Genomic DNA, 4,758 nt, shown 5'->3' on the forward strand with positions numbered 1-4,758 from the left:
GGAAGTGGGGAATTGGGGAAGTGGGGTGTGGGGTGTGGGGAAGTGGGGAAATCGGGAAGTGGGGAGATGGGGAAGTGGGGAAGTGGGGAAGTGGGGAAGCTGTCTCATCACCCTATCACCCCAAAACCCTATCACCCCAAAACCCTATCACCCTATTTCCTGACTCGTACCTACCGACGGCTAAAATAACTGACTCGGTCTCCCTCCCCGGTCAAGATTGAAAGCGATAAGCTAGAGTGTGAGGAGTGAAAACTTTTTAATCTCGTTTCGCCCCTAGAGGATAATAGCTCGATGTTGCGAATTATCACAGAGCCATGGTCAGCCAGAACGGAACTGAGACGAATTCGGGAACGGTTCGACGATCCGGAAATTCGGGAAAAAGAATCGCTTGTCCGAGAGATTGTCGAGCAGGTGCGACTTTCTGGCGATCGCTCGTTGGTGGATTACACGGAAAAATTCTACCAACAGTCCCTTAATCTACAACAACTAAAGGTGAGTGGCTCGGAACTCGATGCTGCTTATCAACAGGTGTCGCAGGATTTATTAAATGCGATCGCCGTTGCCTGTGAAAAAATGGAGGCTTTTCATCGTCAGCGTCTTCCCAAAGCTTGGGTCCAGTTTCCTGAGGATGGTACGGTTCGGGGGAAACGTTATCAACCGGTTAACAGCGTGGGAATTGTCGTTCCCGATGGGAAACGGGCCTATCTCAGTTTATTGCTCCAACAGGCGATTCCTGCCAAAATAGCGGGGGTTAAACGGATTGTCATGGTATCTCCTGCCGATGAGGATTTACGCATCCATCCGGCGATTTTAGTGGCAGCCCAATCGGTGGGTATTAGTGAGATTTATCGGGTGGCTGGACCACAGGCGATCGCCGCTTTAGCCTACGGCACAAAAACGATCGCTCCCGTGGAGATGATTGCCGGAATAGGTGATTTTTATACTAATTTGGCTAAAAAACTGGTTTCTGACCATGTAAAAATCGATTATCTCTCTATTACTTCTGATTTGGTTATTATTGCCGATAGTCAAGCCAATCCCAAGCAGTTGGCCCTAGATCTATTAGCGCAAGCGGAACAGTATTCCCTGGCGGCAGCGATTTTATTGACGACGGATAAGGCTTTAGCCCTAATAGTACAGGAAGAAGTGCAAAAACAGTTACAGGTACATCCCCAGAGATTGTTAACGGAAAAAGCGATCGCTCATTATGGTTTAATCGTGGTGGTGGAATCATTGGAGAAAGCGATCGAATTATCGAATCTTTTTGCTCCCACCCATTTATCTTTGATGATCGATGAGCCTTGGCAAAAGCTATCTTCTGTGAGACAATCGGGAACTATTCTCCTCGGTTCCACTACTCCAAAAGCGGTGGCTGATTATTTGGGTTGTCCCGTGGGAGTGGAAACTTTTCTCGATTCCGCCACTTTAATCGAATATCCTGCCGATTCTTTCGCCTCCATAGCCCACAATCTGCAAATATTAGCGCAAGCGGAGGGATTTACGACAACGGACGCGGGTATAAAATCCCGAGGTCAGGATAAGACCTAGAGAAACTATCATCTTCTCAAAGCAACTATTGGGTCTAATTTCGCGGCACGATGAGCGGGAACAACACCGAAAATTAGACCGATGGCACTAGAAACTCCTAAAGCGAGAATTATCGCAGGGATTGAGACACTGGTGGTTAAAGCGGCAAAAATTCCCGCTAGATACATTCCTTGAATGCCGACAAAAATCCCGATAATTCCGCCAGTGGTGGCTAAAATCACCGATTCAATGAGAAATTGACCTTTTATATCCCCTTCTTTCGCTCCTAAAGCCTTTCTTAACCCGATTTCTTGGGTTCTTTCCGTGACTGACACGAGCATAATATTCATTACGCCGATTCCCCCGACAAAAAGGGAAATACTGGCGATCGAGGCTAACATTCTAGTTAAACTCTCGTTAGTCTCTTTGGTCATTTCTAGGACTGCGGTTTGGGGGAAAACCTGCACATAATTCTCGTCGCTGACCTGATGACGCATTTGCAGCAGGTTGCTAATCTGAAACTGAGCGGCTTTAATTTGGGCAGAGTTTTTGGCCAAGACAGAAATATGAGTCAGGGGAATGCCATAGATAGCTCTGCGGCCTTGAACCTGATTAGACATGGTAGTTAGGGGAATTAAGGCTCGATCGTCCTGATTAGCCTCAAATAAGGAGCCTTTCGCCTGTAAAATTCCAATGACTTGAAAACTAAGATTGCCGATGCGAAGATTTTCGCCCACGGGATTGCGATTACCAAAGAGATTTTTGGCTAATTCCGATCCCAAGACAATCACTCGATTATCCCGTTTCAGGTCAGATTCCATAATAAATCTACCTTTAGATAGTTGACGGTTACGCACGTTTAGGTACTCGGCTCCCACCCCGATTAGGGGGCTATTACTGGTTCTATTACCGAAGGATAAAATTCTTTTACCGCTCAATTCGGGAGAAATGGCGGCAATGGCGGGAACTTGAGATGCGATCGCTTGAGCATCTTCGTAGGTGAGAGGCCGGGGATTAGGAATTGTCCGCCGGACATTGCGCGAGGAGGTGGAAACAAATAAAACATTCGGTCCGAGAGCTTCAAACTGCTCGAGGGCGACTTTTTGCGCTCCTTCACCCACTCCCACTAGGGCAATGACGGAAGCGTTACCGATAGCAATTCCTAGCATGGTCAGACCACTACGCAGTTTATTGCCCATCAAAGCGGAAAAAGCCATTTTCAGGTTTTCGAGCATTTCCATGGTTAGTTATATTCAGTGATCAGTGAAAAGTAAACAGTGATCAGTAAACAGTAAACAGTAAACAGTAAACAGGGATAAAGATGAAGATAAATAAATAACTAAATAACTAATTAACTTACATCTGATAACTAAATAACTAATTAACTTAAAACTTACATCTGATAACTGATAACTGATAACTGATTAGCGTGCAGAGATTTGGATCGTTTCCGGTTTGCTTAAATCGCCGGTAATAGTTAAACTGCGCCGATTAGCGTTGAGATGACGGACAATTTTATAGATAGCTTCAACTTGGTCACTAGCGCCGATTTTGGCCGCTAGAGTGGCTAGGTCAAGAGAAGTTCCCGTTTCCCGAACAACTTGCACGATTTTTCTTTGTAAATCCAGAATAGAAGCGGCGGCTTTTTTCCCTGCTTCTACCCCGGGTTGATGGTAGGCGTTAATGTTAACTAAACTAGCATAGAAACTAACGGCCCGTTCGTAGAGGGCGATCAAGGCCCCTACCTGACGGGGAGTGACCTCTGGGATAGTGATAGTGATAGAGTGACGACTATTTTCGTATAAAGCTTGTCGAGTACCTTGCAGTAATCCTGAGAGGAAATCGCCAGCAGTGGAGCCGGTTTCCACTTCTATCGAATCTCCTTGCCGGTCTTTTAACACTTCAATAAAAGTAGCGAAGAAATTGGGAACACCTTCGCGTAATTGTTGGACGTAGGCGTGTTGGTCCGTGGAACCTTTGTTACCATAGACGGCGATCCCTTGGTACACCGTATTACCATCGAGGTCTTTTTCTTTACCGAGGGACTCCATGACCAATTGTTGCAGATAGCGGCTAAAGAGATAGAGACTGTCTTTGTAGGGCAGAATCACCATATCTTTCTCTCCCTTGCCATTGCCCTCATGATACCAAGCTAGAGCCAGTAGGGCGCTAGGGTTTTTTTTCAGGTTATGGACGCGGGTGGCGATGTCCATTTCTTTGGCCCCGGCTAACATTTCATCAATGTCGATACCCTGCAAAGCGGCCGGGAGAAGACCGACAGCGGATAGTTCTGATGTACGACCACCGACCCAATCCTGCATGGGGAAACGAGTTAGCCAATCTTGGGCGTATTTGTCCAGTTGGCTACCCGGCATGGTGACGGCGACCGCGTGTTGCGGAAAGTCTAAATCCAGTTTTTCGTAAGCGTTGCGGACCTCTAACATTCCGTTTCTCGCTTCGGGAGTGCCGCCGGATTTACTGGTGACGATAACGAGGGTGGTAGCTAAGGGTAAATGGGCTAGGGTGCGATCGATGCCTTTAGGGTCGGTATTATCAATAAAAGCAATCTCTAAGGGGGGAAAATCGGGCGCTAGAGCCGAACCGACGAATTGGGGACCCAAAGCAGACCCCCCGATGCCGACACAGAGGATATGGCTAAATTTTGCCCGATTGGGCGGCTTAATCGCTCCAGAGTGAATTTTCTTGACAAATTCTTTGATCTGTGCTATGGGTTCGGTGATTTCGTCCCGCAATTCCTGGTTAGGAGCGAGTTCAGGAGCGCGCAGCCAGTAGTGGCCGACCATACGCTGTTCGTCGGGATTGGCGATCGCACCCTGTTCTAAAGCTGCCATATCTTGGAAAGCGCGCTCAAATTTTGCTTCTAGACCTTTGAGAAAAGCCTCATCGAAGGGAATCCGACTGACATCGAGATAAAGTTCTAGGTTAGGGTGATAGTATAACCAATCTTGGTAACGTTGCCAGAGTTGCAGATTATCCATAAAAAAAAGCGAAATTTTTGTTTAATTACTCGTTTAGGAGAGATAGCATTCTATCCTCTCCAATCATCATACAGGTAGTTTTAGACTAGAAGTTGACATCCTCGCCGCCGTAAAACGGACGGCGATTCCCAAACCTCACGATTTAGGTTTCTGCTTCTTTCCCTTGCGGGGTTCCGCACCTGCCTTAACAGATTTACTCTGTTCTGGTCTTATGGTCGCTCTACAGACTGAC

Annotated in this window: 4 protein-coding genes; 2 read left to right on the plus strand and 2 right to left on the minus strand. The window is 46.9% G+C overall.

The annotated features are described in order from the left end of the window. Both IM500_RS01355 and hisD read left to right on the plus strand, forming a co-directional pair. Window positions 1-221: hypothetical protein (locus IM500_RS01355; protein WP_353737888.1), on the plus strand; the 221-nt coding region annotated here is incomplete at its 5' end. Window positions 222-291: 70 nt separating this feature from the next. Beyond that, window positions 292-1,548 carry a histidinol dehydrogenase gene (gene hisD, locus IM500_RS01360; RefSeq protein WP_190721445.1) on the plus strand — a complete coding sequence of 419 codons (1,257 nt, stop codon included), beginning with the start codon at window positions 292-294 and terminating at the stop codon, window positions 1,546-1,548. An 8-nt stretch (window positions 1,549-1,556) separates the two neighbouring features. Here the strand turns inward: hisD and IM500_RS01365 are convergent, their stop codons facing one another. After that, window positions 1,557-2,768, minus strand: a complete 1,212-nt coding sequence (locus tag IM500_RS01365; RefSeq protein ID WP_190721447.1) for an ABC transporter permease — start codon at window positions 2,766-2,768, stop codon at window positions 1,557-1,559. A 183-nt stretch (window positions 2,769-2,951) separates the two neighbouring features. Then, window positions 2,952-4,526 carry a glucose-6-phosphate isomerase gene (locus tag IM500_RS01370; protein WP_287737474.1) on the minus strand — a complete coding sequence of 525 codons (1,575 nt, stop codon included), beginning with the start codon at window positions 4,524-4,526 and terminating at the stop codon, window positions 2,952-2,954. Window positions 4,527-4,758 lie beyond the last annotated feature (232 nt).

Source organism: Microcystis sp. M179S2 (genome assembly GCF_020245805.1).
In the GTDB taxonomy this organism is placed as follows: Bacteria; Cyanobacteriota; Cyanobacteriia; order Cyanobacteriales; family Microcystaceae; genus Microcystis; species Microcystis aeruginosa.

Excerpts from the sequence above, each read along its gene's own strand:
- hisD (WP_190721445.1), top strand. The coding sequence starts at position 292 with ATGTTGCGAATTATCACAGAGCCATGGTCAGCCAGAACGGAACTGAGA.
- IM500_RS01365 (WP_190721447.1), bottom strand. The coding sequence starts at position 2,768 with ATGGAAATGCTCGAAAACCTGAAAATGGCTTTTTCCGCTTTGATGGGC.
- IM500_RS01370 (WP_287737474.1), bottom strand. The coding sequence starts at position 4,526 with ATGGATAATCTGCAACTCTGGCAACGTTACCAAGATTGGTTATACTAT.